We start from the raw sequence: 26,393 nt of genomic DNA, 5'->3' as shown, positions 1-26,393 counted from the left end.
AGCCTCCGATGAGCCACGACCACCGCTGGCTGCACCGCGTCCGCCACGCCCTCACCCCGCACTCGCACGACGCCGCCACCAAGGTCGACCAGGCCCTCGAATCGTCCCGGGCCGGCCTGCGCGCCCTCTGGATCTCCCTGGTCGCGCTCACGCTCACCGCCCTCGCCCAAGCCGCCGTCGTCGCGTTCTCCGGCTCGGTCGCGCTGCTCGGCGACACCCTGCACAACCTCGCCGACGCGCTCACCGCCGCACCCCTGGGGATTGCCTTCTGGCTCGGCCGCCGCGCCGCGACCAGGGCGTACACCTACGGTTTCGGCCGCGCCGAGGACCTTGCCGGCATCGCCGTCGTCCTGGTCATCGCCGCCTCCGCCGCCGCATCGGCGTTCTTCGCGGTCCAGCGCCTGCTCGAACCCCGCACGATGACCCACCTCCCGTGGGTGTTCGCCGCCGGCGTCATCGGTTTCGCCGGCAACGAGCTCGTCGCCCGCTACCGCATCGCCGTCGGCCGCCGCATCGGTTCGGCCGCCCTGGTCGCCGACGGCCTGCACGCCCGCACCGACGGCTTCGCCTCCCTCGCCGTCGTCCTGGCCGCCGCCGGCTCCGCCCTCGGCTGGCGATGGTCGGATCCGGTCATCGGCCTCGCCATCACCGCCGCCATCCTGTTCGTCCTCAAGGACGCCGCCCGCGAGGTCTACCGCCGCCTGATGGACCGCGTCGACCCGGCCCTGGTCGACCACGCCGAACGCGAACTCCGCCTCATCCCCGGCGTCCGCGACATCTCCGGCCTGCGCATGCGCTGGGTCGGCCACCACCTGCACGCCGAAGCCGCCGTCGTCGTCGACGCCGCCCTCACCCTGATGGCCGCCCACGAGATCGCCGCCGACGCCGAACATCAGCTCACCCACCACATCCCCCGCCTCACCGAGGCGACCGTCCACGTCGACCCCGACACCCACCCCGGCGCCGCCCACCACCTGCGCATCTCCCACTCGCGCCAGCCCGCCTGACCCCACCCAAGATCAAATTCAAATTCTTCATTGCCTATGTCCGCCGTGGTCCGGATCGTCGCTCCCGCGGGGACCCTTCCGACCCTCGCAGGGCGCTGGCGCGCCCAGAACGCGAGGCCCAAAAGGGCGACGTGGTCGGTTGGTCACGGTCAAACCAAAAAACCCGTGACCGGCCCCTGAACCCACCCCACCACCACCGATCCCCGTCCCACCCTCTCTTATCCCCGGCGCCCGCAACCCGGTGGCCGACAGCGCGAGGAAGCCCGGCGGCGGGCTGGCGGACGGGGCCGGAGGCGTTGGGCGACACCGGCGGGCGGGGGCCTGGCGACGCGGGGCGCCGGGGTCGGGACGGGGCCGATAGAGTCGGGTGGCGTGACTGTGATCTCGGTGGCCGGGCCTTCCGACCGTACAAAAGTGGTCTCTTCTCTGGTTCCTGCCTTTGCCGAGGATCCGGTGTTGCGCTGGTTGTTCCCGGAGGACGCGACCTACCCGCGATACGCGGCGGCGTTCTTCGGGCGGCTCTTCGACAAGCGGGTCGGCCGCGGCTCGATCTGGGTGGCCGACGGCGGGGACGCGGTGGCGATCTGGGAGCCGCCGTCCGACGGCACGCCCCCGGTCGACCTGGTTCTGGACGTCCCGGCCGACGTGAGCGCCCGCGTCGACGCCTACGATCGGGCCGTGCACGCGGTCCTGCCCGACGGGCCGTACTGGTATCTGGGTGTTCTCGGCACCCACCCGGATCACCAGGGTCGCCGTCTGGGTCACGCCGTCATGGCCGAGGGCCTCAAGCGGGCCCGGGCCGACAACGTCCCGGCCGTTCTGGAGACCGCGACCGAGGGCAACGTCGGCATGTACCGGCGGGCCGGCTGGGAGGTGACGGCCGAGGCGACCGAGCCGTTCCCGTTCTGGGTGCTGCGTCAGGGTTTGTAGAGCGAGTCCCGCACGTTCTTCTGCACGGCGACGGCCGCGTACAGCGCGAGGACGAACGCCAGCCCGTAGAAGCCTTTCTCGTTGAGCTGCATCCCGCTGTTCCACAGCCCGACGATCAGCATGATGATCGACAGCGCGACCATCACCCAGGCCAGGCCGAGGTAGAGCCCGGAGACGGGCACGCCCTCGGCCTGATCACGAACGGACTTCTGCAGCGAGATCGCACCGAACAGCCCGAGCAGCAGCGTCGCGGCGTAGAAGCCCTTCTCGCTCTTGGTCATGTCGGCGTTCCACAGCCCGACCCCGTACGAGATGATGCCGACAGCCAGAGCCGCCCAGGATGCGCCCACGAAGGCGGGCGTCGGCCTGAGCGGCCGCGGCTGGGACGGTGGCTGCTGATAATTCACCACCTAACGGACATTATCAGGACGGACGGTAGATGTCCGGCTCCAGATAAATGACCTTCGCGGTCGGCACCACCGCGCGGACCCGGGCCTCGGCGTCGTCGATCGTCGCGGCGATGTCCCGGCCCTCGTCGTCCTCGCCCACCGCGATCTTCGCGGCGAGCAGCAACTCCTCCGGCCCCAGGTGCATGGTCCGCAGGTGGATGACCCGCTGCACGCCGGGCGACGCCAGCAGCGCCGTCTCGATCGCGGTCAGCTGCTCGGGCACCGCCGACTCGCCGATGATCAGGCTCTTGGTCTCGACCGCGAGCACCACCGCGACGGCCACCAGCAGCAGACCGATCATCAGCGTCGCGATGCCGTCGAAGATCCCGTTCCCGGTGATCACGGTCAGGCCCACGCCGAGCAGCGCGAACAGCAGGCCGAGGAGCGCGCCGCTGTCCTCCAGGAGGATGACCGGCAGCTCCGGGTTGCGGGTGCGCACGATGAACCGGAACCAGCTGCGCTTGCCGCGCACCCGGTTCGCCTCCCCGACCGCGGTCCGCAACGCGTACCCCTCAAGGACCGCGGCGATCAGCAGCACGATGACCGCGACCAGCGGCGACTCCAGCGGATGGGGGTCGATGATCTTGTGGTAGCCCTCGTACACCGCGTACAGGCCACCCAGGCTGAACAGGATGATCGCCACTATGAACGCGTAGACGTACCGCTCGCGGGCGTAGCCGAACGGGTGCAGCGCCGACGCCGGCCGTTTCGCCCGGCGCCCGCCGACGAGCAGGAGCACCTGGTTGGTCGAGTCCGCCACCGAGTGGACGCCCTCGGCGAGCATGGAGGCGGATCCGGTGATGGCCGCGGCGACGAATTTCGAGACGCCGATCGCGAGGTTCGCGCTCAGTGCCGTCACCACAGCCTTGGTACTGCCTTCGGTTGCCATGATTCCTCTCTTGAAGTCTGAACAACCATTATCCAGCCATGATCAAGTTTCACATTCGGGGGGAGAAACTACGGGACATCCCGGATGCGATCACGACGTCCCAAACGGGACGATTCGCGGGTCTCGATGGGAGGGCACCGTGAAGCGAATCCTGCTCCCCGCCGCCGCGTTGTTGCTGCTCGCGGCCTGCGGATCCACCGAAACTCCGGCCTCGGCCCCGGCTCCGGCCTCGGCCGGCCCGCACGCCGGGCACACTCTCGGCTCGGCGCCACCGCCGACCCCGCTACGAGCCGGGGAACGGTTCGTCGATCTGGCGCTGCCGCAGCCGTACACGCCGCAGGCCCCGAACGGCGGGACCGACGACTACCGATGCTTCCTCGTCGACCCCGGCCTCACGTCGGCGTCGTACCTGACCGGCAGCCAGTTCCAGCCGCAGAACGCGGCCATCGTGCACCACGCGATCTTCTACCGCCTCGACCCGCAGCAGGCCACCGAGGCCACCCGGGTCGACGACGGCACCCCGGGTGAGGGCTGGACCTGCTTCGGCGACGCCGGCGTCCAGGGCCAGACCGCGTGGGTCGCCCACTGGGCGCCCGGCGCCGGCGAGACCCTGATGCCGTCCGGCTCCGGATTCGCCATGCCGCCCGGCAGCAAACTCGTCATGCAGGTCCACTACAACTTGCTGGAGACCGGCGCCACCGGCCAGACCGACAGGTCCGGCATCCGGCTGCGCGTCGCCGACGGCACCACCCCGCTCAAGCGGCTCGACACCGCCCTGTTCCCGGCCCCGATCGAACTCCCCTGCGCGCCCGGCGAGTCCGGCCCGCTGTGCGACCGCGACACCGCGATCGCCGACGTCGGCCACCGCTTCGGCGCCGAGGCCGGCGAACAGGAATCGCACCTGATCCAGGGCTGCAACGCCGGCAAGGTCACCGCCGGCAACACCCAGCACTGCGACCAGCCGGTCGAGGAACCGGCCACCATCTACATGGCGGCCGGCCACATGCACCTGCTCGGCCGCTCCATCAAGATCGAACTCAACCCGGGCAAGCCCGGCGCGCAGACCATCCTGGACGTCCCGCAGTACAACTTCGACAACCAGGCCCTGGTCCCGCTCCCCCGACCGATCACCGTCAAAGCGGGCGACACGGTCCGCGTGACGTGCACGCACGACGCCACACTGCGAAAGCTGCTGCCGCAGCTGCAAAAACTGCCTCCGAGGTACGTCGTCTGGGGCGAAGGCACCAGCGACGAGATGTGCCTGGGCATCCTGGTCACCGCCCGCAGCTGACCGACTCCACGCCACCCGCGGCCGCCGGGTCCAACTCCACGCCACCCAGGGTCGCCGCACTCGCTCCTGCCGGCCGGGGTCGCCACCCAAGTCGTGGCGACCCCCGACCTCGCGCGGTCCGGCTACCCCCAGGGCCACGCAGGGTCGACGCCGGCCGACTCCGCCGCCGCGATCCAACCCCGCACGGTCCCGCCGCCCGGCAGGGCCGCGCGGTCTGGCGTCGGCTGACTCCGCCGTCCTGATCCGACCCAGGGCAATCCGGTCCAAGAGACGCCCGGACGACCCGCCGGCCGCCTTCACGGTCCGGGCCGCGCGGTGACAGCTCGAAAGCCGCTCGGCCTCGCTCGCGGTTTCCGCGCGTGGCCGAGGCGACATCGCGTAAGGCATCCTAGGAAGATAGGTCACTACTCTCGGAGCTCGGTCAGGGTCACCGGTTCGGGTGCCGGTTACACGAAACGGTGACGGTCGATGCGCGAGCCTCGGGAACTCTGCGAGGCTGACACAGGGCATCTGGCCTCGTGACAAGCACCAAAGGGCCGCCCCAGCCCTCCACAACCGACGAAAGTTTCCGCAACGAATTGGCCCTGCGGGGTACTCAAGGTGGTTGCTCTGTGCCTATAGTCGCTCGCATGACCACCAAGCGCCCCAAGCTGATGGGCACCAAGGAAATCTGCGCCCGGCTCGGCTCGATCAGCCGTCAGCGCGTCACCCAGCTGACCGCCAAAACCCACTTCCCCAAGCCGGCCGCCGACCTCGCCCAGGGCCGGGTCTGGCTCGCCGAGGACGTCGAGGAGTGGATCAGCATCCACCGCCCGGAATCCAAGCCCTGACCGGGCCGCCCGAGGCCGGAACCCGACCCGAGGCCAGGCCGCCACGGGCAGAGCACGGCGCGGCCAGCAGGCCGATGCGGGAGCCGATACGCGGGTCGGCGATCAGCGCACCGGCGAGGACCCGCATCAGCGCAACAGCAAGTCGAAACGCAGCCCGGCCAGCACACCCCGAGCGAGGGTTAGTCAAAAACGGCCAGGTGCCGGGCCCGGGCCGCACTCAGATGCTCCCGCATCGCCTCCTCGGCCGAGGAGGCGTCACCGGCCCCGATCGCCACCGCGACCAGTTCGTGTTCACGCCGCGTCGACCCGGTCTCCGCGTACGGAAAATACAACCGATGAATATGGAGATGCGCATGCAGTCGTGAGATCGCGTCCCGCAGCAGCGGATTGTCGGCTGCCTCGGCGACCAGGTCGTGGAAGCGCGCGTCCGCGGCCGTGAACGCCGCATGCGACGACGACACGACGTACGAGATCGAGGCCTCGGCCGACAGCGATTCCCGCACCGCGGCCGGGGATCGCGAGGCCGCCCACCGCGCGGCCGCCGTTTCCAGCACCAGCCGCATGTCGAACATGTCGTTGAATTCGGCCCGGGTGAGAAGCGGCGCCACCGTGTACCCGGCCAGGGGCCGTTTCCGCACCAGTCCTTCCGATTCCAGCCGCGCGAGCGCTTCCCGCACCGGTGTCGGCGACACGTCCAGCGAGCGGGCCAGGGCGTCGATGTTGACGCGTTCCTCGGGGGCCAGTTGGTGTTCCAGGATCATCGACCGCAGCGATTCGTGGACGTCGTCGCTGAGCACCGAGCGGCGAATCGGCCCAGACATCGACCTTCCTCCATGGGAAAGTTGACTATCAATGCGAAGGAGATTAGACAGGTACGCGGATCCTATAGGATCTACGAAAGGACCGCGAAGTGGATCCGTTCGAGACAGTGCCGCTGGGCGGCACCGGCGTCACCGTCACCCGCCTCGGCATGGGCCTGGCCCCGATCGGCGGCCTGTTCACGCCGGTCGGGGACCGTGCGGCCCGGGATGCCGTCGACACCGCCTGGCGGCTGGGTGTGCGGTTCTTCGACACGGCCCCGCTCTACGGCGCCGGCCTCTCCGAGCGTCGCGCCGGCGCGGCCCTGCGCGGCCGGAGCGCCTTCACCCTCGCCACCAAGGTCGGCCGGCGGCTCGTTCCCGATCACCACGCGGCCGAAGGCATGTGGTCCGAGCCGTCCGGCGCGTCACCGGTGTGGGATTTCAGCAATGCCGGCGTACGCCGTCAGCACCGCGAGAGCCTCGACCGCCTGGGCCTGGACCGGGTCGACATCCTGCACCTGCACGACCCCGACGAGCATTTCGCGCAGGCGCTGACCGACGCCCTCCCGGCCCTCGTCGCGTTGCGCCGCGAGGGCGCGATCGGGGCCGTCTCGGCCGGCATGAACCAGTCCGCGATGCTCACCGAGTTCGCCCGCACCGGCCGTTTCGACTGTTTCCTGTTGGCCGGGCGGTACACGCTGCTGGACCAGTCCGGCCTGCGGGATCTGCTCCCGGAGTGCGAGCGCCGCGGCATCGCCGTGATCTGCGGTGGCGTGTTCAATTCGGGGATTCTGGCCGACCCCGGGCGCAACACCACTTTCGACTACGGCCCGGCCCGCCCGGACATCGTGGCCAAGGCGCGGGCGATGGCCGAGGTGTGCGCCCGTCACGACGTACCTCTGCGGGCTGTTGCTCTGCAGTTTCCCCTGGCCCATCCGGCTGTCGTGTCGGTGGTGATCGGCATGCGATCGGCCGCGGAGGCCGCCGACGCCGCGGCGATGGCGGCCGTCGAGATCCCCGGCGGGCTCTGGCGTGACCTGATCAAAAGCGGTCTGCTGGACGCCGGGATCCCGGTGCCAGGATGATCGTCGACGCCCATCACCACCTGTGGACCGCGGACTATCCGTGGCTGGCTGCCGACGGGCTGGCCCGGATCCGGCGCGACTACACGATGGCCGACCTGCGCCCGCACCTGGCCGCCTCCGGGGTACAGCGCACGGTCCTGGTCGAGGCCGGGTTGTGCCGGCCGGCCGAGACCAGCCGGTTCCTGGCCCTGGCGGCCAACACCCCGGAGATCGCCGGGGTCGTCGGCTGGGCCGACCTGTCCGATCCGGATCTGCGGGCGATGCTGGCCCGGCACCGCTCCGGCCCCGGCGGTGACCGGCTGGTCGGCGTCCGCGACCAGGTGCAGGCCGGGCCGGACGACCTGCTCGACCAGCCCGGGGTCCGCGCCGGGCTGGCCACCGTCGCCGACTCCGGGCTGGTCAACGAGCTGGTGGTCCGCGCGAGTCAGCTGCCGTCGGTGGCCCGCGCGGTGGCCGCGATGCCGGAGTCCACGTTCGTGCTGGACCACCTGGGTAAGCCGTCGATCGGGGACCTCGACGGCTGGACGCGCCTGATCACACCGGTCGCGGCGTGCCCGAACGTGGTGGCCAAGCTGTCCGGGCTGGTCACCGAGGCCGGTCCCGGGTGGACGCGGGCGGGGCTCCGGCCGTACGTCCAAGTCGCTCTTGATCTTTTCGGTCCGGACCGGCTGATGTTCGGCTCGGACTGGCCGGTGTGCGAGGTCGTCGCCGGCTACGGCGAGGTCATGGCGCTGCTCAGTGGCATCCTCGGCGGCCGGCCGGGTGACGTGTTCGGCCGCACCGCGATCCGCGTCTATCGATTGGAGAACCGATGAGGTACCTGCGTGCCGGTGAGCCGGGCGCCGAGCGTCCGATTCTGTACGCCGACGGCGTGCTCCGCGACCTGTCCGAGGTCACGGCCGACATCGACGGCGCGTTCCTGGCCGGCGGCGGGTTCACCGGCGATCCGGACGAGCTGCCGGCGGCCGATCTGGATCACCACCGGATCGGCCCGCCGATTGTGCGACCGGGCGCGGTCGTCTGCATCGGGCAGAACTACGCCGCGCACGCCGCCGAATCCGGAGCTCAGCCGCCGGTCGAGCCGATCATCTTCTACAAGGCGCCGAACACGGTGGTCGGCCCGGAGGACGACATCCGGATCCCGCCCGGCTCGAAACGCACCGACTGGGAGGTGGAGCTGGGCGTCGTGATCGGCCGCACGGCACGCTACCTGCCCAGTCCGGAGGCGGCCCTGGAGTGCGTCGCCGGCTATGTGCTCTCCAACGACGTGTCCGAACGTGAATACCAGCTCGACCGGTCCGGCGGGCAGTGGTCGAAGGGCAAGTCGTGCGAGACGTTCAACCCGCTCGGGCCGTGGCTGGTCACGCCGGACGAGCTGAGGTTCCCGCTGCGGCTGCGCAGCTGGGTCAACGACGCGCCCCGGCAGGACTCCAGCACGGCCGACATGATCTTCGACGTCGGGTTCCTGATCTGGCACCTCTCCCAGTTCACCGTCCTGGAACCGGGCGATCTGATCAACACCGGGACGCCCGAGGGGGTGGCGCTGAGCGGACGATTCCCGTACCTGAGCGCCGGTGACGTGGTGGAGATCGAGATCGACGGGCTGGGGCGGCAGCGCAGCGTGGTCAAGGGATGAGGGTCGCCTCGATCACCTCGTCCGACATCCGCTTTCCGACCTCGCGTGAGCTGGACGGATCCGACGCGATGAACCCGGATCCGGACTACTCGGCGGCCTACGTGGTGCTGCGGGCCGAGGACGGTTCGGAGGGGCACGGGTTCACGTTCACGATCGGGCGCGGGAACGAGGTGTGCCGGGCGGCGATCGACGCGCTGGCGCCGTTGATCGCCGGACAGCCCCTGGACGACCTGGGCGAGTTCTATCGGAGGTTGACGCACGACTCGCAGATGCGGTGGCTCGGGCCGGAGAAGGGGGTCATGCACCTCGCGGCCGGAGCGATCGTGAACGCGGCCTGGGACTGGCGGGCCAAGAAGGCCGGGCTGCCGTTGTGGGAGTTGCTGGCGTCGCTGTCGCCCGACGAGATCGTGGATCTGGTGGACTGGCGGTATCTGACGGATACGTTGACGCCGTCGGGCGCGCGAGATCTGTTGTCCGATTTATCGGACAAAGCACGACGCATTGACCACTTGAAGGCGTTCGGATATCCGGCATATACCACTTCGGCGGGCTGGCTGGGCTACGACGACGCGAAGATCGAAAGGCTAGCCCGCGAGGCCGTCGACGCCGGATTTACCATGATAAAGCTAAAAGTAGGGGCAGATCTCGACGACGACATCCGCCGCTTCGCCCTGGCCCGGGCCGTCGTCGGCCCCGACATCCGGATCGCCGTCGACGCCAACCAGCGCTGGGACGTCCCCGACGCCATCACCTGGATGTCCGCGCTGGCGAAATACGACCCGTGGTGGATCGAGGAACCCACCAGCCCCGACGACGTCCTCGGCCACGCCGTGATCCGCTCGGCGATCGACCCGATCCGGGTCGCCACCGGCGAACACATCGCCAACCGGGTCGTGTTCAAGCAGCTCCTGCAGGCCGACGCGATCGACTTCGTCCAGCTCGACGCGTGCCGGGTCGCCGGCGTCAACGAGAACATCGCCGTCCTGCTGCTCGCCGCCGCGTACCAGAAACCGGTCTGCCCCCACGCCGGCGGCGTCGGCCTGTGCGAGGTCGTCCGCCACCTGTCGTTCTTCGACTACGCCGCGGTCTCCGCAAGCCTCGACGACCGTGTCATCGAATACGTCGACCACCTGCACGAACACTTCGTCGACCCGGCGGTCGTCGCCGGTGGCCGCTACCTGGCCCCGGCCGTCCCCGGCTTCTCCACCCAGATGCGTCCGGAGTCGCTGACCCGGTACGCCTACCCGGAAGGCCCGGCATGGCAGTGAACGACCTCGACGGCCTGGTGGCCGCGATCACCGGCGGCGGCTCCGGCATCGGCACCGCGTGCGCCCGCCGCCTCGCCGCCGCCGGCGCCAAGGTCGGCATCCTCGACCTGGACCCGGCCAAGGCCCCCGGCCTGCCCCTGAAGGCCGACGTCCGCGACGAGGCCTCCCTGGACGCGGCCTTCCGAGAACTGGCCGAGGCCTACGGCGGCATCGACATCCTGGTCAACAGCGCCGGCGTCAGCGCCGTCGGCACCGTCGAGGCCAACGACGACGCCGAATGGTCCCGCGTCCTCGACGTCAACGTCACCGGCGTGGCCCGCGCCAGCCGCGCCGCCCTGCCCTACCTGCGCCGCAGCCGCTCCCCGGTCATCGTCAACCTGTCGTCGATCGCCGCGACGGCGGGCCTGGTCCAGCGCGCCCTCTACTGCGCGTCGAAGGGCGCCGTCCACGCCCTCACCCTGGCCATGGCCGCCGACCTGGTCACCGAAGGCATCCGCGTCTGCTGCGTGGCCCCCGGCACCGTCGACACCCCCTGGGTGGCTCGCCTGCTCGCCCGCACCGACGACCCCGAAGCCGAGAAGGCCCGCCTCGCCGCCCGCCAGCCCACCGGCCGCCTGGTCACCGCCGACGAGGTCGCGGCCGCGGTCCAATACCTGGCCGCCCCGGCCTCGGGCGCCACCACCGGAATGTCCCTGGCCGTCGACGGCGGAATGTCCGGCCTGCGCCTCCCGTCCCGCTAAAAACCAAGATCAAATTCATCATTGCCTCTCTGGTCTGTGGTCTAGATCGTCGCTCCCGCGGGGACCCTTCCGGGCTGAGCAGGGCGCTGGCGCGCCCAGAACGCTCAGCCCGAAAGGGCGACGTGGTCAGTTGGTCACGGTCAGAGCAACAAACCCGTCCACCCTGTTTCGTCCCGAGCCGCCCGCCGCCCCCGCGAGCCCGCGCCCGGTCAAGCCCCAGCCGCGCCTCCACCCCCGGCTGGTGCTCACGGCTGTTCCCAGCCCAAAAACCAGCCCTGAGCACCAGCCGAGAGCCGGAACCGCACCGCCCACCGCAACCCCCGCGAGGTCCGCGCCACACCCGGCCCAGCCGCGCCTCCCGCCCGCCGGCTGGCACTCACGGCTCCAAAAACGAGCCGGAACAGCCGTCAGCACCAGCCGAGAGCCGGAACCGCGCCGCCGACCGCAACCCCCGCGGAGTCCGCGCTGCACCCGGCCCAGGTGCGGGTCCTGCCGACGGCCGGAACGGACCCCGCGGCTGGGCGGATTCGGGGATGTGGGTTGCTGGACGCGTAACCTAGTGGTTACGCTTCTGGGTGTGGATGGGGTGGCCGGTGCGATCGCGGACCCGGTGCGGCGGGAGATCCTGCTGATGCTGCGGGACGAGGCGCTGACCGCCGGGCAGGTGGCGGAGCGGTTCGCGATCAGCCGGCCCGCTGTCAGCCGACATCTGCGGGTGCTGCGCGAGGCCGGCCTCGTGCAGGACACCGCGGATGGGCGGCGGCGGGTGTATGAGCTGGTCACCGCGCCGCTGGACGAACTGGCCGGGTGGCTGGGGCAGCTGACCGGACGCTCCGGCGTGGTGGTGGCGGGTGAGCCGCAGGAGCGCGGTGGCGTGGGGGCGGGCGGCTTGTGGGAGCGCGGCGATGCGGCGGCCGGGGTGTGGGGGCGGCACTTCGACGCGCTGGAGACCGAGGTTCACCGGACTCGCCGCGACCGGCGGCGGGGGCAGCCTGAGGAGAGGGAGAGCGCATGAGTCCGACACCGACCGGGCGACTGTTCGGGAGCGACCTGGTGCTGACGCGGACGTTCCGCGCCGGCATCGACGACGTGTGGGCGAGCCTGACCGAGCCGGAGCGGACCGCGAGGTGGTTCGGGCCGTGGGAGGGCGACGCCGGCCCGGGCCGGACGATCAAGGTGCAGATGGTCCAGGAGGAGGGCAAGCCGTGGTTCGACATGACGGTCGACGCGTGTGAGCCGCCGGCCCGGCTGGCCGTGTCGGCCGGTGAGGACGACGGCCGCTGGTTCCTGGAGATGGTGCTGATCGAGAGCGCGGGCGTCACCGAGCTGACGTTCACCCAGCACCTGACGAGCACGGACGGGATCGGTGAGGTCGGGCCGGGGTGGGAGTTCTACCTGGACGCGCTGGTCGCGGCCCGGGACGGCATCCCGATGCCGAGCTTCGACGACTACTACCCGTCGATGAAGGAGCATTTCGAGAGGCAGATCGGGGACCCCCGCTGACAGGGCCCCCGATCACACGGTCAGCCGCAGGCGATCTTGTTGCGGTCGGGGTCGAGGTTCTGCCGGTCCTTGGCGACGACCTTGATCCCGGTGAACCCGTGCGCCTTCAGCCAGGCGCACCGGTCCTTCACCCCGGCCGGGTAGTTCAGCGGGATGCACTGCGCTTTCGTGCCGTAGTTCCGATCGCATCCGTCGACCGTCGGCGCGACCTTCACCGGGATCTTCGGCGACTTGCCGGGCCGGATGCGGGTCCGCCCGGGCTGCGCCGCGAACGTCTGCACGAACGGGGCCGGTGTTCCGTACGTACGCGGCCTTTTGCTGTTTGAAGAGGGCGCCGAAGCCGAAGGCGAGGCGTGAGTGGCGGCCGTGGTGGCCGGAGCCCGTTTGCCCGACCGATCGGTGTGGTCGGCCCGCTGGGCCTCCTGCACGGGCAGCACTCCTTGCTGCGCCGCCGGAGTGCTGGCGATCGCGGTGTCCTGCCGACCGGAGGTGACCCCCCATGCCGCCGCCCCGCAGAGGGCGAACGCGGCCACGGCGATCCCGGTGAAACGTAGACGGCTCATCCGACGTGCACCCACTTCGCTACCGATGGAACACCGTTGGTGCCGACCACGAACAGCATGTACCAGCCGGGCGGCGCCAGATTGGGGTTGCTGCTCAGGTTCAGGCCGATCGTGTTGCCGTTGACGGTCATCGGCAGGTCGACGAACCGCTGGTTGGGGTCGCTGGAGTGGGTGACCGCGGCCGGCCGGATCAGTTCGGCCTTGAGGATCGGCCCGTCCACGGTGACGGTCTGCTGCGAGCCGTAGGCCCACTGGGTGCCGGAGACGCCGGTGATCTGCGGCCGGGCGCCCTTGAACAGGTACGGCGGCGAGTACACGGAGATCCGCATGTCGAACGTGCCGTTGCCGGGGTTCTCGCCGACCGACATGACCCGCCCGTCGGGCAGCAGGAACGCCGACGAGTGGTACGTGCGCGGCACCGGGTCGGTCGCCATCCCGGCGGTGAACGTGTTGGTGGCCGGGTCGTACATCGACGCCTCGTAGACGGGGTCGGCCCGGTTGTGCAGGCCGCCGCCGGTCTCGAAGACCTTGCCGTCGGGCAGCAGCACCGCCGAGACGTACATCTTGCCCTGCGCCGCCGTCTCGGGGACTCCCCCGGTGAGGGTGCCACCGGGCAGTTGCGGGCCGACGGTGTAGACCGGGTTGGCCTGCTTGAGGTCGATCAGGTCGGTGAGCCGGTGCGCGTCCGGGTTGGTCTCGATGTTGCCGCCGCCCATGGTCAGTACCTTCTGGTCCTGGGCGGGTGGGAGCAGCACGCTCATCGACTGGTCGCGCTCGTCCTTCTTGCGCAGCCCGTCGACGGGGGTGACCGTGTTGGCGTTGTAGTCGTAGATGCTGCTGCCGGTGCCGGACAGGCCGTTGCCGAAGACGTGGCTGCCGGTGTAGAAGAGCCGGCCGTCCTGCATCAGGATCATCGACGGGTACAGGCCCCAGAAGCTCCACGTCTGGTGGGCCTCGTTGAGGCCGAGCCAGCGCTGCTGCGCGTTGGAGAAGTACTGGGTGGCGACCGTGCCGTTGGAGTCCTCGCCGAGGCCGCCGAGGCTGATCACGTCGCCGTTGCCGAGCGTGGTCGCGGACGGGTACCAGGAGCCCGCGGTCATGTCGTTGACCCGGGTGTAGGCGCTCGTGGCCGGGTCGAAGACGTACGAGTTCTTCAGTCCCTTGTACCCGTGGCTCCCGTCGGCCGCCGGGTAGTCCTTGTTACCGCCCATGATCAGCACCCGCCCGTCGGGCAGTTGCACGTGCCCGGAGCAGAACAGGTCGGCCGGCGTGGCCACGTTGGTGAACGTGCCCTTGCCCGGGTGGTAGATCGCCGACTTGAACGTCTTGGCCGCGAAATCGTCCGGGTTGTTCCCGGAGCCGGCCACGAGCAGCACGTCACCGTTCTTGAGCACGACCGCGTGGATGGCCCGGACCGGCGAGTTGAACGGCATGACCGCCCACGCGCCCTTGGTGCAGGCGGTCCCGGCGCTGCAGGACTGCTCGGGAGCGGGCTGGGTGGCGTCGTTCATCTGGTAGTCGTCGGTCTGCAGGGTGCCGACGCCGTAGATGGTGATGCCCCAGACGATCTGGTCGGTGTTCTCCGGCACCTGCGGGGTGCGGACCGTGGACTGGGTCCAGCCGGTGGTCGGGGTGAGGTTGGCCAGGTCGGTCCAGTAGACCCAGCCCTGGGCGACGTCGTGCCGGAACACCGTCATGACGGTGTTCGGCGTGGTCGTCTGGTACCAGGCCGACAGGTCGTACTGGTGGCCCGGGGTGACGTTGGGCGCGCAGGAGGTGTCCTCCAGCATCATCGCCTTGCGGTCGCCGCTGCCGGCCGCGCTGACCGTCACCGTCATGGCGTTGTTCCCGCTGTGCGCGGTGTGCGTGACCGCGAACGAGTAGCCGTTGGACCCCCAGCCGGACTTCTCCCAGCAGACCGGGAAGCCGGTGCTGTCCAGGGATTCCAGGCCGGGGTTGCCGACCAGGTTCGCGCTCGCGCCGGCCGGCAGCTGCGGCAGGCCGAGGAAGAGCACCAGCGCCAGGACTATCAGCTGGGCGATACGGAGCCGGTCGCGCCGGCTCATCACGGGTCTGTTCATTTGCGCCCCAGGTAGATGACTTTTTCGGCGATGAGGAATCGCACCGCGAACGACGCGACGAGGGTGAGCAGGTTGGCGGCCAGCACCCCGGTGTGCAGTCCGTCGACGAGCAGCGCCAGCAGCGGGATCCGCAGCAGCAGATCGGCGTTGCCGACCAGGAAGAACCGGGCGAAACGCCCGGCGAACGGCCGGTCGCGGCGGTTGCGGTAGAGCACGCGGTCGACGAGCAGGAAGTTCCAGACCACCGCGACCACGTTGGCGGCGACGGCCGCGGGCGCGTAGTGAAGGCCGGCGAGGGTCAGCCCCCACAGCACCGCCTGGTTGGGCAGCAGCCCCGACAGGCCGATCAGGCCGAAACCGAGCATCCGGGAGCGTCCGCTGCCCAGCCGCAGCCGCGCGAGGTGCTTGAGGAACCGCAGTCCCTCGGCCACTGTCGACTTCGACTCGCCGGCGTGCCGGGCCTGGAACGTGTACGGCACCTCGACGACCCGCCCGGGCCGGTTGCGCACGATCAGTTCGAGCAGGATCTTGTAGCCGAGCGGCCGCAGCTGCCCGGCGTCGAGCGAGCTCGCCCGGATCGCGAACAGGCCGCTCATCGGGTCGCTGACCTGCAGCAGGTGGTTCCGGAAGAGGGTCTTGACCAGGATCGTCGACCCGCGCGAGACGAGCTTGCGGTAGCCGTCGGCCAGTCCGCCGGTGCTGCCGCCGCCGGCGTAGCGGGAGCCGATGACCAGGTCGGCGCCGTCGCGCATGCCGGCCGCGATGAGGTCGGGGACGATCTCCGGCGGGTGTTGCAGGTCGGCGTCCATGACCACGATCCACTCGCCCCGGGCGATCCGCATGCCTTCGACGACCGCGCCGCCGAGGCCGCCGACGCCCTCGTCGCGGTGGTGCACGGTGATCGCCATCGGGTAGTCGCGGGCGACCTCGGCGATCACTTCGGGGGTGCCGTCGGTGCTGTCGTCGACGAAGACGATCTCGGTCTCGGTGTGCGGCAGGGTCGCCGCGAGGCGGTCCAGCAGCGCGGTCACGTTGTCGCGCTCGTTGTAGGTGGGCACGATCACGCTCTGCCGCAGCACCTCGGGCGCGTCGCGGACGCCGATCTCGCCGGGCAGGACCGCGCGGGTGCGCCCGGGTTTGCGGTGCTGCTGCAGCGGTACGGTCTTCTCGCCGGGCGCGACGGCGGCGCGGCTCGGCGAGCGCACCACCCCGCGGGCGGAGCGGTCGTCAGCGGCCAGGGTCATGATGTCGTCTCCGTAGTGTTGATCCGGCGGACCTCGATGCGGCCCTCGTCCGGGCCGAACGCGGCGACCACGCTGGAGTTGGCGAGCAGCGTGTTCACGGTCGGCAGGGCGCCCGGGTCCTGCCGCAGCGCCGGGGTGGACACGATGTAGTCGACGTCGTGCCAGCCGTTGGGCAGGGTCGCCTTGACGGCCGGGTCCAGGTCGAGCTTGTAGAACCAGATGACCTTCTCCTGCTGGTATCCGGCGTTGACGCAGTCGAGCCAGAGAACGTCGTCGACGACGACGGTGGTGTCCTTGCGGTCGATCACGGCGGTGCGCAGGTAGTCGGCGGCGGCCGCGTAGCCGGCGTTGTCGTTCGCGGTCAGGGCCCGCTGGTTGCCGGTCCACCAGCGCGGGACGACGAACGTGGCCGCCACCAGGGCGAACACGGCGAATGCGGCGAGCTTCAGCCAGCGGCTGCGCCGCTCCCCCAGCACCGCGATCTGATCGAGCGCGGCGGCGATGGCGATGGCGAAGAACGGGAGGATCTGCACGACGTACATGGCCGGCAGGTAGCCGCCCGGCCGCAACGCGACCAGGGTCAGGATGACGCCGGCCACGGCGGGTGGGCGCAACCGCCGTACCGGAAGAATCGCCACCGTGGCGACGAGCCCGGCCACCAGGATCACCGGGTCGTAGAAGAGCCACGAGTGGAGCAGGTCGTTGGCGCCGGACCCGTCGGTGAAGATGCTGCCCGAGCCGGAGCGGCTGGCCAGCTGGAACTGCCAGGCGCCGATCAGCGACACGTGACCGGGCCCGGGGAACAGTTCGCCGCGCAGCAGCGCGTAGAGCGGGTAGAACGCGCCGACCAGCACGACACCGCTGGCGTAGCCGCCGATCGCCCACGGCCGGGTCGAGCTGCGGGCCGCGTTCTGCCACAGCGCGACGACCACGGCCGGCGCGGTGACCAGCATGGTCTCCTTGCTGAGCACGGCGATCGCGGTGGCCGCGCCGGCCGCGGTGACGTGCCACAGGTGCCGGCGTGGGGACAGGACCAGGGCGAGCGCGCCGAGCATCCAGGCCACGGCGAAACTGTCCAGGTAGATCTCGCGGTCCATGGTGATCGCCAGCGGGGACAGTCCGAAGATGAGCAGCGCGGCGGCCGACGACCAGACGGCCATGCCCATCCGGCGGGCGATCGTGTAGATCAGCATCAGGCTGGCCGCGATGACCGGCAGCATGGCGATCCGCCCGGCGGCCACGGCCGGGCTGTGCACGCCGAACACGCCGGGCAGCCAGGACAGGGCGGCCAGCTGGATCCAGGCCAGGGGCGGGTGGTCGTACCAGTAGGTGTAGTGGGCCAGGCCCTTGCCGCTGGCCACGGCCCAGGCCTGGGCCAGGTAGGTGCCCTCGTCGTCGCTGGCCCCGGGGAAGCCGGTGATGTTGATCGCGAGGACGGTGACCACCAGGGCGGTCAACGACAACGCGAGCCAGGTCTCCGGGTTGCGGCCCCGGCCGCGCGGTGCGGCCGCTTTTTCTTCCGGTTCGGGCAAGGTTTCCGTACGGTCGGGAACGAGCTGCAGCAGCGTCATGCCGCCACCCCGGTCTCCGGCTGCGGCACCTGGTTGTGCAGGTGGGCCCCGACGTGCGAGGTCAGTTCCCAGTTGCGCCGGCCGGTGTACTCGCGCCAGACGGCCCGCAGCGCGGCCACGCTCAGGATCAGCGCGTACGGGAACGCGCCGAGGGTCAGCCACGCGTAGTGCTTGAGGCCGACCTTGAGGTTGTACTGCAGGCCGAAGTCGCGCAGGCCCACGGTCTGGAAGACGATGTTGGCCAGCATCGGTACCACCGGCACGAACGTGGCCAGCGCGATCCCGACCGGCAGGTCGGCCCAGAGCGCCGCGGCGATACCGACCGGGATGGCCAGGCCGGAGAACGCCTGCAGGAACGGGCCGGTCAGCGTGTAGCGGGCGAGCAGCCGCTGCCGGAAGGTCGGCAGCCGCCGCCACTCCCCCTTGCGCAGCACCTGCAGGAAGCCCTGGTTCCAGCGGGTGCGCTGCTTGACCAGGCTGCCGATGGTGTCCGGGGTCTCCTCCCGGGTGACCAGTGACGCCTCGTAGGCGACGACCACCTTGGCGCCCCGGCTGGACAGCCGCACCCCGAGGTCGCAGTCCTCGGCCAGGCAGGTGCCGTCCCAGCCGTTGGCGGTGCGCAGCACGTCGGTGCGGACGAAGACGGTGTTGCCGCCGAGCGGGATGAACCCCTTGTCGGCGTGCAGGTGCAGCCGGCTGCGGAACCAGAAGAAGTACTCCAGGCAGTTGTGCAGGCTGAACCAGCTGGAGTGGAAGTTGATCAGTTGGACGCCGCCCTGGACGACGTCGGCGCCGGTGGTCCGGAACGCGTGGTCGACGTGTTCGAGCAGGTCCGGGTGGACCTGGTCCTCGGCGTCGAAGACACCGACCACGTCGCCGCGCACGTAGGGCAGGGCCGTGTTCAGGGCGCGGGGCTTGTTCTTGACCGTGTTCTCGTCGGTGACGACCAGGATCCGCTCCGGGGCGCGGGCGGCGACCCGGCGGGCCACCTCGGCCGTCTCCGGGTCGTCGTGGCCGATGATCAGGATGATCTCGTAACCCTGGTGGGTGGAGCGCAGCAGGCGCTCGACCGTGTGCTCCAGTACGGCCTGTTCGTGCCGGGCGGGCACGAGCAGGGAGAACGTGACCCGGTGGTCGCCGTCCGGTTCAGCGAACCGGGTGGCGGCGAGCGTCTCCGGGGTGCGCCAGGCGTGCATCGTCCACCACAGCGTCACCGCAGCGAATACGGAGAGCACGACAGAAATAGAAATCATCACGGCGGCAGCCAAGATCGGGGCCCTTTCGGCAAAGGAGGAATCGCCACCAGAAATAGCGTTGCGGCGAGACCTTATCGCTAAACGGCAGGTGCAATTCAAGTCGATCAGAACCTTTTCCCCTGATCCAGTGAGCAGGGACGATAGGTGACTAATGTCCATTTCGCCGCGCTTGGACGGATCAACTGGTCGGATCGGCGACACCATTTATTCGCCGCGAACGCAAAAAGGCATCCGCCCCGGCCGTCGGAGCGGATGCCTTTTCTTTTACGCGGGCCGACGTAAGAAATCCTCACGCCACTGGGAAGCCCTGCTGGAAAGAAGGTAAACCAGGTTGGCTATTTCACGACATCCCGCGTACGGGGGACAGCCTCACCCGGCGACGGCGTGACCTTACTCGACCGGCAGCATTTCGGGGTCAGGCGCGCCGTAGAGGTCGACCGTCCCGGTGGCGACCGGTCGTTACAGTCCCGGCATGTCTGCGGTCTGGCGCCCCGGCGATGTCGTCCTCGGCCGGTACGAGGTGAGAACCGTCCACGAGAACGGCGGCATGGGCCTGGTCTACCGGGTCCGGCACCGCCGATGGAACACCGACCTGGCCGTCAAGGTGCCGCGCCCCGGCCTGCTGAGCGAGCCCGCCCTCCGCCGGCAGTTCGTCGCCGAGGCCGAGACCTGGGTCGGCCTCGGCACCCACCCGCACGTGTGCACCTGCCACTACGTCAGCGTCGACGACGGCATCCCCCGCGTCTTCGCCGAATACCTCGCGGGTGGCAGCCTGCGCGACTGGATCGACGACCGGCGCCTCTACCAGGGCGATCCGATCGCGGCACTGGCCCGGATCCTGGACCTGACCATCCAGATCTGCTGGGGCCTCGACCACGCGCACGCCAGCGGGCTCATCCACCAGGACGTCAAGCCGGGCAACATCCTGCTCGACACCGACGGCCAGGCCAAGGTCACCGACTTCGGCCTGGCCCGGGCGGCGGGCGCCCTGGTGACCGCGCCCGGGACCGGGGACGGCCCGGCGACCGTCACGATGATCGCCACGGCCGGCGGCCTGACGCCGGCCTACGCCTCCCCGGAGCAGGTGGCCGGCGCGAAGCTGACCCGTCGCACGGACGTCTGGAGCCTGGCGGTCGTCGTCCTGGAGATGTTCACCGGCCGGCTCACCTGGCCGTTCGGGCCGATGGCGGGCGCCGCCCTGGCCGAGCACCGGGCCCGGCCGCCGGCGGATCCGCACCTGCCACCGATGCCGGCCCCGCTGGCCGATCTGCTCGGCCGCTGCCTCCAGGACGATCCGGGGCAGCGACCCGCGCGGATGACCGACCTCGCCGCCGAACTCACCCGGATCCACCAGGAGACGCTCGGCCGGCCGTACCCGCGCGCCGTACCGCGTCAGGCCGAACTGCGGGCCGACGAGCTGACCAACCGCGGCCTGTCCCTGCTCGACCTCGGCCGCACCGCCGAGGCGGAGGAGGCGTTCGCCGGGGCCCTCGCGGCCGACCCGCAGCACATCGAGGCCACCTACAACGCCGGCCTGCTGCGCTGGCGGCAGGGGCAGCTGTCCGACACCGCCCTGCTCACCTCGCTCGACACCGTGCGCGCCACCCTGGGCGATCCCTGGCCGGCCCGCCACCTGATGGCCCAGGTCCACCTCGAACGCGGCGACCTGGCCGCGGCCGAGGCGCTGCTGGCCGGCGCCGGTGACGACCCCGACGTGGCCGCCGCCCGGGCCGAGGTCCGTGCCGGGGTCGCCGCCGAGGAGCTGGCCGCCTTCGACCACGGCACGGCGGTGATGAGCGTGGCGGTGGCCGCCGACCGCCACGTCGCGGTCACCGGTGACGCCGCGGGCACGCTCGGCGTCTGGGATTTCGGCGACGAACCAGGCTTGCGGTACGCCGTGACCGCCCATGAGGAGACGGTGCTGGCGGTCGCGGTCAGCGCCGACGCGAAGGTGGCCGTCTCCGCCGGGGCCGACGGAACCGTCGTTGTCCGGGACCTCGAACGCGGCGGCTGGCGCCGGCGGCGGCGCGAACTCACTCTCGCCGGGCACATCGACGCGCCCACCCGGGTCGCGATCAGTCACGACGGCCGCCGGGTGCTGACCAACGACGGCGCGACCGTACGGGTCTGGGACGCCGGCACCGGCCGCTGTCTGCGCATCCTCACCGGACACACCGGCAAGGTGGCCCTCGTGGCCGTCAGCGGCGACGGACGGCGGGCGATGTCCGCCGCCGGCGACGGGACGGTCCGGCACTGGGACCTGGCGACCGGCGACTGCCTGCGGGTGCTGCCCGGCCTCGAGTGGATCGGCCACGGCGGCGTCAGCGCCGACGGGCGGTTCGGCCTGGCCGCCAGCCGCAAGACCGGCGCCCACCTGTGGGACCTGCCGTCGGGCTTGCCGCTGCGGACCGTCGAGGCGCACGCCGACGTGCAGATGGCGTTGTGGCCGGCGCCCGCCGCGATCAGCGCCGACGGGACCCGCATGATCACGGCCGGGCGTTACCACACCTTCCGGCTGTGGGAGACCGCCACCGGCCGCTGCCTGCGCACCTTCACCGGTCACGAGGACGAGGTCTGGGCGGTCGCGCTCACCGGCGACGGCCGGTTCGCCGTCTCCGCCGACCGCGCCGGGGTCGTCCGGTGGTGGCGGCTGCCCGCGGCGCACACCAGTCCGTACCGGTTGTGCCGGCCCCGCACCCACGTCGAGCTCAGCGGCCTGCGGGACCAGGTCGACACGCTGCTGGCCCGGGCCGAGCAGGACCTGGCGGCCGGCCGCTCTCCGGCCGCGCACACCCTGCTCAGCACGGCCCGGGCCACGCCCGCCTACGAGCGGGAACCCCGCGTCCTGGACGCCTGGCGGCGCCTGGGCCGGCACGGCGGCCGGGCCGGGATCCGCGCGGTCTGGCCGGTCCGCACGCTGACCGATGCCGCCGGCATCACCCGGGGTGTGAGCCTCGACGCCGACGGAACCCGCGCGCTGACCGCCAGTGACAACACCGTCCGCCTCTGGCGCACCGACGGCACCGGCGCCTACCTCGAACACGACACCGGCGATTCGCCCTCGACCGCGTCGCTGAGCGCCGACGCGACCGTCGGCCTGACCGCCGGACGGCGGCTGCACGTGTGGGATGCGCGCACCGGCGAACTGCGGCGCTCCTTCGGCGGGCACACCCACTACGCCGTTCTCAGCGTCCACCTCGGCGCCGACGGCCGGCTGGGCGTCTCCGGCGGGGGCGACAACGCCGTACGGCTGTGGGATCTCGATGCCGGAAAGCAGGTCCGTGCCTTCCAGGGGCACCGTACGCGGGTGACGTCGGTCCGGTTCGGACCCGGCGAGCGGCACATCCTGTCCGCGAGCGCCGACGGGCACGTACGCCTGTGGGACGCCGCCGACGGGGAGTGCCTTCAGGTGTTCGCGGGCCACCAGGGCCTGGTCGCCACCGCGGTGCTGACCCCCGGCGGCGAGACCGTGGTCTCCGGCGGCGAGGACGGCACGATCCGCCGGTGGGACGCGGCGACCGGCGAGTGCCTGAGCATCCTCGAAGGGCACACCGGCTGGGTCAACGAGGTGGCCCTCAGCGGTGACGGCCGGTTCGCCGCGTCGGCGAGCCACGACGACACCGTACGGCTGTGGGACCTGGAGACGGGCCGCTGCCTGCACACGGTCGACGGGCACACGTACCCGGTGTGGTCGGTGTCGTGGAGCGGCGACGGCCGGTACCTGCTCTCCGGCAGTCACGACCGGAGCATCCGGCTCTGGGAGATCGACTGGGATCTGGCGTTCTAGACGATCGCGTGTCCGTACTCGCCGGCCAGCGGGGGCAGGTCCGGTTCGCCGTAGGTGCCGACCATCTCGGTGAAGCGGGCCGCCTTGTCCGGGCCGAAGCGGGCCACACTGATCGTGTACGCCGCGGCGGAGACGAAGACCGGGGGCTTCTTCTTGCTGTGGAACTTGTCGGCGTACATGACCAGGTCCTCCTCGGGCGTCTCGGCCACGTAGTCGCCGGGCGGCAGCGGCAGCCCCTGGTCGAGGATGTCGGCCCGGGTCACGCCGACCCCGGTGTGACAGGAGCAGAACCGGCACAGGTAGTCCGGGAAACCCTCGGCCGCCAGGAGCTCGTGCCCGAGCAGCCCGTGCCGGATGTAGCCGCTGAAGTCCGGCGTGCCGTCGCGCCCGTACAACCGGTACACGCCGATGTCGTGCAGCAGGCAGCCGGCGCGCACCAGGGCGGCGTTGACCTCGAGGTCGCGCCCGGCCATCACCTGATCGGCGATCCGGGCGACGATCTCGCAGTGCGTCCAGACGAGGTCGAACGCCTCGGGGGTGGGCGCGACCCGTTCGTGCAGCTGCCGGATCTCGGCGTCGGAGGGGATCCACATGACCGTCCATGATCCCAGGACGGCCGCCGAGGGCGGACAGCACCACCACGGTCCGGTACCGTCTCGACGGTGGTCGATACCCTGCCGGACGAGTTCACCACGGCCGTCCGCGCCTGCCTGCCGTCGCTCGCCGCGCTGATCGCCAACGGTCCGGCCGCCGAACTGGGCCGCCTCGGTGCGCCGGTCGACGCCGGTCCGCCGCCGCCGAGCCTGCGGCAGCTCGCGCAGGCCCGGCTCAGGAGTTCGGCCGCGGAGCCGGCCCCGATCGTCGTCCTGCGTGACCTGGGCCCGCTGCTTCCCGAGCGGCTGCTCGGCGCCCTGGAGATCACCGTCGCCGGCCTGGCCCTCCCGGCGTTGCCGGCCGCTCCGGCGCCGGCCACCGCGACCGGGCTGGCCATGATCTCGGCCGGTCAGGACAGTGCCGCGGTGCGCGCCGCCGTGCTGGCCGAGCGCCTGCGGCCGGGCGTCGCCGACGTGGTGCTGTCGCTGACCCGCCGCCTCGGGGCGAGCCTGCCGCCGTCGGACGCTCCGGTCGGCGGCGAGCCGGAGATCGCCGCCGCCCACGGCCGGCACTGGCTGGCCCTGGCCGTCGCCGCGTCGTGCGCCGCGATCACCCGGGCCGACCCGCCGGGCATCGTGGAAAGACCCGCGGCGATCGCCGGGCTCGCGGTGGGTGCCGCGGCGACGGTCCTGCGGGAGGCGCCCATGCCTTTCCCGTACGCCGGAGCCCTGCTCACCCGGATCCGCGACGAGTACCTGCTGCCCCGGCACGGGTACGGCACCGTCCCGGTCGCCGGTCACCGGTTCGCCCTGTCCGACCGGGAGTTCCCCGATGTCGAGGCCGACTTCGCCGGCAACGGCCTGATCGCCGTGACCGGGTCGGGCATCGTGGTCCGCACCGGGCGCGCGGCCGGCCCGGTCCGGCTGCACCTGTCCGTGCTGGCCGACCCGCCGGCCGACGTCGAGGACGGCTGGGACGAGATCGTCGAGGTCAGCTGGCACGCGGACGAGGGCCGGGCGTCGGTCCTCGGGCCGGACGCGCCCGCCGACCCGCAGCTGCGGCACGCGACACCGCCGTGGCCCGGGGACTACCGGCTGCGGGCCCACGCGCGCGGGCGCGACGAGGCGGAGGACCCGGAGTCGCCCGACACCGAGATGTACAGCCTGGTCGTGTGGGCCGCGCCGCCCGCCGATCCGGTCACCCACCGGGCCACCGATCGGCTCGGGCACCGGCTGCGCGGCCAGGCCGAACCGGCTCGGCCGGTGCGGCCCGAGCACGCGTACCGGTGGATCCGCCGTACGGAAATGGGAATGGCGGCCACCGTGACCGTCGTGACCGGCTCGACCACGGCGGAGGTTCTGCGCGCCTTCGGCGCGGACCCGGACCGGCCGGAGCCCGTCGGATCGATCGAGGACTCGCCGTGGCCCGACCCGTGGGTCGCCGTGCGCGAGGCGGGCGACGCGGTGGTGGCCGTCGAGCTCAACGGCTACCAGGGCTCGCACGCCGCCGTGCTGAAGGCGGCGTCGGCGAACGGGCGCGCGGCCAGCATGTTCTGGAACGAGCGGGCCCTGACCAGGCTCTCCTTCGCCGAGCGGGGCGCGCTGCTGGCCGCGTTCGAACCGTGGGAGGACGTCGACGCCGAGCCGCGGGTGGCGGCCGTGCTGGACGGCCTCGACTTCGCCTCGCCCGGGTCGCGGGCGGAGAAGGGCCTGGTCGCGGTGGAACGCTTCACCGGGCAGGGCCTCACGCCGGCGATGCTGGCCACGATCCGGGCCGGAGACGGGTTCCGGTTGTCCCTCGCGTGATCGGGCCGGCGGTCACCGGCCGACGCCGACGCCGCGTTCGTCGAGGCGTTGCCGGGTGGCCAGGAAATAGCCGACGGTGGTGACGCCCAGCGCCAGTCCCCAGCCGGCGAAAACCAGCAGGGTGGCGTCCACCGCCCAGCCGGTCCGCCAGCGCTGGTCGCCGTCGAGCACGTCGATGATCAGCTTCCCGATGCTCAGCAGGCCGTAGGTGACCAGGGAGATCGCGACCAGGCCGGCCGGGGCCAGGGCCAGCAGCCGGGGCACGGCCCGGCCGCCCAGTCCCGGCACCCAGCGCGGGAACTGCTGGCCCCAGCGCTGGACCAGCCCGAGAACGAGCAGGCCGGCCAGCGGCGGGACGAGGGTGATGGCCGCGCCGGCTCCGGTGGAGAGGTTGCGGTGGATGTCGTCCAGTTCCGCGGCGGAGATGCCGAACGGCACGCCGAGCACCCAGAGTCCGTGCGGCAGGGCCCAGCCGATCACCGGCAGGGCCACCGAGGCGTACGCCCAGCGCCGCGCCCATCGCGGAACCGGCCGGTAGTCGGCGGTCACCGGTCGGCGCGGCGGGGCGCAGGCCGCCGCGAGGCCGCCGAAGACCACGCCGCCGGCCACCAGGGCGAGACGGGCGCCCAGGTCACGCCCGTCCGAGGGGCGGCCGGCGAGCGCGGCCGGGACCTCGAAGAGCAGGTTCAGCGGGAAGGCGAGCAGCAGAAGTACGGCGGCCGCCACCCAACCGGCGACGGGTGCCCGCACTGTCCATGCCACCACGATCGTGAGGAGCACGCCGACGCCCACGGCGCCCCAGCCCGACCAGAACGGCAGCGACCCGACCTGGTCGGCGCCGCAGCCGCCGGTCGGATCGACCAGGTGGGTGCGGTCGCAGGCGGTTTAGGCCCAGCGCCCGCCGGCGATCCAGTAGAGACGCAGGGCGACCTCGGCGGCCACGAAACCCAGGCAGGCCAGGGCCCACGTTCTTGCACGACGTTCCGACATATCGACTCTCCCCGATGAGCATGTGCTGACACCGGGATCCTGGACGGAGTCGGCTGCGGACTCGCTGAGGACCG

The 26,393-nt window shown here is 71.4% G+C and carries 23 protein-coding genes; 13 read left to right on the top strand and 10 right to left on the bottom strand.

The genetic code is table 11. The annotated features are described in order from the left end of the window. The first annotated feature begins 8 nt into the window (after positions 1–8). On the top strand, positions 9–1,007 hold the full coding sequence (locus tag ACSHV8_RS15710; protein ID WP_436533674.1) for a cation diffusion facilitator family transporter: 999 nt from the start codon (positions 9–11) through the stop codon (positions 1,005–1,007). A 372-nt stretch (positions 1,008–1,379) separates the two neighbouring features. Next, positions 1,380–1,937: a GNAT family N-acetyltransferase gene (locus tag ACSHV8_RS15705; protein WP_436533672.1), complete on the top strand. Its 558-nt coding sequence runs from the start codon at positions 1,380–1,382 to the stop codon at positions 1,935–1,937. Here ACSHV8_RS15705 and yiaA read toward each other — a convergent pair. Further along, positions 1,925–2,344, bottom strand: a complete 420-nt coding sequence (yiaA, locus tag ACSHV8_RS15700; protein WP_436536776.1) for an inner membrane protein YiaA — start codon at positions 2,342–2,344, stop codon at positions 1,925–1,927. The two genes, ACSHV8_RS15705 and yiaA, sit on opposite strands and share 13 nt — an antisense overlap. 16 nt (positions 2,345–2,360) lie before the next feature. After that, positions 2,361–3,275, bottom strand: coding sequence for a cation diffusion facilitator family transporter (locus ACSHV8_RS15695; RefSeq protein WP_436533671.1), 915 nt, complete (start codon positions 3,273–3,275; stop codon positions 2,361–2,363). Between the two features lie 139 nt (positions 3,276–3,414). Between ACSHV8_RS15695 and ACSHV8_RS15690 the strand changes: the two genes are divergently transcribed. Together ACSHV8_RS15690 and ACSHV8_RS15685 are read left to right on the top strand one after the other, a co-directional pair. Then, a complete protein-coding gene (locus ACSHV8_RS15690; protein WP_436533670.1) occupies positions 3,415–4,566 on the top strand; it encodes a monooxygenase in 1,152 nt (383 codons plus the stop codon). A 629-nt stretch (positions 4,567–5,195) separates the two neighbouring features. Beyond that, complete coding sequence (locus ACSHV8_RS15685) at positions 5,196–5,396, top strand: helix-turn-helix transcriptional regulator (RefSeq protein ID WP_436533668.1); 201 nt, start codon at positions 5,196–5,198, stop codon at positions 5,394–5,396. 179 nt (positions 5,397–5,575) lie between these two features. Here the strand turns inward: ACSHV8_RS15685 and ACSHV8_RS15680 are convergent, their stop codons facing one another. Next, positions 5,576–6,217 carry a GntR family transcriptional regulator gene (locus ACSHV8_RS15680; RefSeq protein ID WP_436533666.1) on the bottom strand — a complete coding sequence of 214 codons (642 nt, stop codon included), beginning with the start codon at positions 6,215–6,217 and terminating at the stop codon, positions 5,576–5,578. 89 nt (positions 6,218–6,306) lie between these two features. Here ACSHV8_RS15680 and ACSHV8_RS15675 point away from each other — a divergent pair, with 89 nt between their 5' ends. From ACSHV8_RS15675 to ACSHV8_RS15645, 7 genes are all read left to right on the top strand, one after another. Beyond that, the gene (locus ACSHV8_RS15675; protein WP_436533664.1) at positions 6,307–7,281 is read left to right on the top strand and encodes an aldo/keto reductase; all 975 of its coding nucleotides are present in this window, start codon (positions 6,307–6,309) and stop codon (positions 7,279–7,281) included. Next, on the top strand, positions 7,278–8,096 hold the full coding sequence (locus ACSHV8_RS15670; RefSeq protein WP_436533662.1) for an amidohydrolase family protein: 819 nt from the start codon (positions 7,278–7,280) through the stop codon (positions 8,094–8,096). The genes ACSHV8_RS15675 and ACSHV8_RS15670 overlap by 4 nt, the downstream gene beginning before the upstream one ends. Continuing rightward, positions 8,093–8,917: a fumarylacetoacetate hydrolase family protein gene (locus tag ACSHV8_RS15665; RefSeq protein WP_436533660.1), complete on the top strand. Its 825-nt coding sequence runs from the start codon at positions 8,093–8,095 to the stop codon at positions 8,915–8,917. The genes ACSHV8_RS15670 and ACSHV8_RS15665 overlap by 4 nt, the downstream gene beginning before the upstream one ends. Then, positions 8,914–10,185 carry an enolase C-terminal domain-like protein gene (locus tag ACSHV8_RS15660; protein ID WP_436533658.1) on the top strand — a complete coding sequence of 424 codons (1,272 nt, stop codon included), beginning with the start codon at positions 8,914–8,916 and terminating at the stop codon, positions 10,183–10,185. Before ACSHV8_RS15665 ends, ACSHV8_RS15660 begins: the two co-directional genes overlap by 4 nt. Then, a complete protein-coding gene (locus ACSHV8_RS15655; protein ID WP_436533656.1) occupies positions 10,176–10,925 on the top strand; it encodes an SDR family NAD(P)-dependent oxidoreductase in 750 nt (249 codons plus the stop codon). Before ACSHV8_RS15660 ends, ACSHV8_RS15655 begins: the two co-directional genes overlap by 10 nt. A 577-nt stretch (positions 10,926–11,502) precedes the next feature. Further along, positions 11,503–11,940: a metalloregulator ArsR/SmtB family transcription factor gene (locus ACSHV8_RS15650; protein ID WP_436533654.1), complete on the top strand. Its 438-nt coding sequence runs from the start codon at positions 11,503–11,505 to the stop codon at positions 11,938–11,940. Next, positions 11,937–12,428, top strand: a complete 492-nt coding sequence (locus ACSHV8_RS15645) for an SRPBCC family protein (protein WP_436533652.1) — start codon at positions 11,937–11,939, stop codon at positions 12,426–12,428. The genes ACSHV8_RS15650 and ACSHV8_RS15645 overlap by 4 nt, the downstream gene beginning before the upstream one ends. Before the next feature lie 20 nt (positions 12,429–12,448). Here ACSHV8_RS15645 and ACSHV8_RS15640 read toward each other — a convergent pair whose 3' ends face one another. The 5 genes from ACSHV8_RS15640 to ACSHV8_RS15620 are packed head-to-tail and all read right to left on the bottom strand — an operon-like array spanning position 12,449 to position 19,122. Continuing rightward, positions 12,449–12,991, bottom strand: coding sequence for a hypothetical protein (locus tag ACSHV8_RS15640; RefSeq protein WP_436533650.1), 543 nt, complete (start codon positions 12,989–12,991; stop codon positions 12,449–12,451). Beyond that, the gene (locus tag ACSHV8_RS15635) at positions 12,988–15,072 is read right to left on the bottom strand and encodes a galactose oxidase-like domain-containing protein (RefSeq protein WP_436533648.1); all 2,085 of its coding nucleotides are present in this window, start codon (positions 15,070–15,072) and stop codon (positions 12,988–12,990) included. The genes ACSHV8_RS15640 and ACSHV8_RS15635 overlap by 4 nt, the downstream gene beginning before the upstream one ends. Continuing rightward, complete coding sequence (locus ACSHV8_RS15630) at positions 15,069–16,316, bottom strand: glycosyltransferase (RefSeq protein ID WP_436533646.1); 1,248 nt, start codon at positions 16,314–16,316, stop codon at positions 15,069–15,071. The genes ACSHV8_RS15635 and ACSHV8_RS15630 overlap by 4 nt, the downstream gene beginning before the upstream one ends. Beyond that, positions 16,313–17,887, bottom strand: a complete 1,575-nt coding sequence (locus tag ACSHV8_RS15625; protein WP_436533645.1) for an ArnT family glycosyltransferase — start codon at positions 17,885–17,887, stop codon at positions 16,313–16,315. Before ACSHV8_RS15625 ends, ACSHV8_RS15630 begins: the two co-directional genes overlap by 4 nt. Beyond that, positions 17,884–19,122, bottom strand: coding sequence for a glycosyltransferase (locus tag ACSHV8_RS15620; RefSeq protein ID WP_436533643.1), 1,239 nt, complete (start codon positions 19,120–19,122; stop codon positions 17,884–17,886). The genes ACSHV8_RS15625 and ACSHV8_RS15620 overlap by 4 nt, the downstream gene beginning before the upstream one ends. Before the next feature lie 493 nt (positions 19,123–19,615). Here ACSHV8_RS15620 and ACSHV8_RS15615 point away from each other — a divergent pair, with 493 nt between their 5' ends. Further along, positions 19,616–22,930, top strand: a complete 3,315-nt coding sequence (locus tag ACSHV8_RS15615) for a WD40 repeat domain-containing serine/threonine protein kinase (RefSeq protein WP_436533641.1) — start codon at positions 19,616–19,618, stop codon at positions 22,928–22,930. Here ACSHV8_RS15615 and ACSHV8_RS15610 read toward each other — a convergent pair. Next, positions 22,927–23,523, bottom strand: a complete 597-nt coding sequence (locus tag ACSHV8_RS15610; RefSeq protein WP_436533639.1) for an HD domain-containing protein — start codon at positions 23,521–23,523, stop codon at positions 22,927–22,929. The two genes, ACSHV8_RS15615 and ACSHV8_RS15610, sit on opposite strands and share 4 nt — an antisense overlap. Positions 23,524–23,592: 69 nt before the next feature. Between ACSHV8_RS15610 and ACSHV8_RS15605 the strand changes: the two genes are divergently transcribed. Next, the gene (locus ACSHV8_RS15605; protein ID WP_436533637.1) at positions 23,593–25,329 is read left to right on the top strand and encodes a DUF6461 domain-containing protein; all 1,737 of its coding nucleotides are present in this window, start codon (positions 23,593–23,595) and stop codon (positions 25,327–25,329) included. A 12-nt stretch (positions 25,330–25,341) separates the two neighbouring features. On the opposite strand, the gene ACSHV8_RS15600 is transcribed toward ACSHV8_RS15605, so the two are convergent. Then, on the bottom strand, positions 25,342–26,109 hold the full coding sequence (locus tag ACSHV8_RS15600; RefSeq protein WP_436533635.1) for a hypothetical protein: 768 nt from the start codon (positions 26,107–26,109) through the stop codon (positions 25,342–25,344). Positions 26,110–26,393 lie beyond the last annotated feature (284 nt).

The sequence above is a fragment of the Actinoplanes sp. HUAS TT8 genome (genome assembly GCF_051380535.1).
Lineage (GTDB): Bacteria > Actinomycetota > Actinomycetes > Mycobacteriales > Micromonosporaceae > Actinoplanes.
Note: the sequence above shows the minus strand (reverse complement) of the source record. Positions and strands in the feature narration are given on the sequence as shown.

What these genes read in the sequence shown, in the direction of transcription:
- ACSHV8_RS15680 (WP_436533666.1), bottom strand. Translation starts at nt 6,217, where the DNA reads ATGTCTGGGCCGATTCGCCGCTCGGTGCTCAGCGACGACGTCCACGAA.
- ACSHV8_RS15665 (WP_436533660.1), top strand. Translation starts at nt 8,093, where the DNA reads ATGAGGTACCTGCGTGCCGGTGAGCCGGGCGCCGAGCGTCCGATTCTG.
- ACSHV8_RS15670 (WP_436533662.1), top strand. Translation starts at nt 7,278, where the DNA reads ATGATCGTCGACGCCCATCACCACCTGTGGACCGCGGACTATCCGTGG.
- ACSHV8_RS15615 (WP_436533641.1), top strand. Translation starts at nt 19,616, where the DNA reads ATGTCTGCGGTCTGGCGCCCCGGCGATGTCGTCCTCGGCCGGTACGAG.
- ACSHV8_RS15610 (WP_436533639.1), bottom strand. Translation starts at nt 23,523, where the DNA reads ATGTGGATCCCCTCCGACGCCGAGATCCGGCAGCTGCACGAACGGGTC.
- ACSHV8_RS15635 (WP_436533648.1), bottom strand. Translation starts at nt 15,072, where the DNA reads ATGAACAGACCCGTGATGAGCCGGCGCGACCGGCTCCGTATCGCCCAG.
- ACSHV8_RS15710 (WP_436533674.1), top strand. Translation starts at nt 9, where the DNA reads ATGAGCCACGACCACCGCTGGCTGCACCGCGTCCGCCACGCCCTCACC.
- ACSHV8_RS15660 (WP_436533658.1), top strand. Translation starts at nt 8,914, where the DNA reads ATGAGGGTCGCCTCGATCACCTCGTCCGACATCCGCTTTCCGACCTCG.
- ACSHV8_RS15685 (WP_436533668.1), top strand. Translation starts at nt 5,196, where the DNA reads ATGACCACCAAGCGCCCCAAGCTGATGGGCACCAAGGAAATCTGCGCC.
- ACSHV8_RS15645 (WP_436533652.1), top strand. Translation starts at nt 11,937, where the DNA reads ATGAGTCCGACACCGACCGGGCGACTGTTCGGGAGCGACCTGGTGCTG.
- ACSHV8_RS15630 (WP_436533646.1), bottom strand. Translation starts at nt 16,316, where the DNA reads ATGACCCTGGCCGCTGACGACCGCTCCGCCCGCGGGGTGGTGCGCTCG.
- ACSHV8_RS15655 (WP_436533656.1), top strand. Translation starts at nt 10,176, where the DNA reads ATGGCAGTGAACGACCTCGACGGCCTGGTGGCCGCGATCACCGGCGGC.
- ACSHV8_RS15695 (WP_436533671.1), bottom strand. Translation starts at nt 3,275, where the DNA reads ATGGCAACCGAAGGCAGTACCAAGGCTGTGGTGACGGCACTGAGCGCG.
- ACSHV8_RS15625 (WP_436533645.1), bottom strand. Translation starts at nt 17,887, where the DNA reads ATGACGCTGCTGCAGCTCGTTCCCGACCGTACGGAAACCTTGCCCGAA.
- ACSHV8_RS15640 (WP_436533650.1), bottom strand. Translation starts at nt 12,991, where the DNA reads ATGAGCCGTCTACGTTTCACCGGGATCGCCGTGGCCGCGTTCGCCCTC.